We start from the raw sequence: 803 nt of genomic DNA on the forward strand, positions 1-803 counted from the left end.
TTTAAAAGTAATATTGAAGTAAATGACAATAAAAAAGCCGGATCAGGTGATCCGGCTTTTGTTTTCGTTTTTTAGCAGTGCTACTGTTTGGCTCTTAGGATTGTCACCTGACAATCACCAGTGCGTCGCTCGTCCAGAAGTTCAAAGCCCTCTGGAATGATAAGGGCCGCTCTCGCGTCCTCTTCCCAAACGATTAGCGCACCCGGTTTGATCCAGCCGCCTGCCAGCGCGCTTTCCAGTGCCTTTTCACCCAAGCCTTGATTGTAAGGCGGGTCGAGGAATACAAGATCACAAGGCTCCATAGTGCCTACGATGCCAAGAGACGTTGCATCACGGCGCAGCAGCTTGGTTGCGCCCATCATGCCAGTTGCCTCGACATTGCGGCGGATAAGGCCACGGGCCTCAACAGCCTCCTCCACGAAAGTGCAGAAGCGACCGCCACGGCTCATGGCTTCAAGGCCAAGAGCGCCGGTACCGGCAAACAGGTCCAGAATGCGCGCATCCTGAACGGGATTGTCAAAGGCGTGCGCAAGAACATTGAAAATGGTCTCGCGCATACGGTCTGTGGTCGGCCGCGTATCCTGAGATTTCGGCGTGGCTAGCTGTGTGCCCCGAAATTTTCCCCCTACAATCCGCACTGTCTATTAGTCCTTCTTGTGACGTGGACCGCCGCCGGTGCGTGGGCCTTTGTTGAAGCCACCCGGTTTGCCGTCACGCTTGAAGCCGCCTGGTTTACCATCGCGTTTGAAGCCGCCTGGTTTGCCGTCGCGCTTAAAACCACCTGGCTTGCCGTCGCGGTTGAA

1 protein-coding gene is annotated in these 803 nt (G+C 55.3%); it reads right to left on the reverse strand.

From position 1 onward, the window contains the following. Nucleotides 1-80 precede the first annotated feature (80 nt). Nucleotides 81-638, reverse strand: a complete 558-nt coding sequence (gene rsmD, locus E1162_RS15345) for a 16S rRNA (guanine(966)-N(2))-methyltransferase RsmD (RefSeq protein WP_371311969.1) — start codon at nt 636-638, stop codon at nt 81-83. Nucleotides 639-803 lie beyond the last annotated feature (165 nt).

Source organism: Pseudovibrio flavus (genome assembly GCF_009711345.1).
GTDB lineage: Bacteria > Pseudomonadota > Alphaproteobacteria > Rhizobiales > Stappiaceae > Pseudovibrio > Pseudovibrio flavus.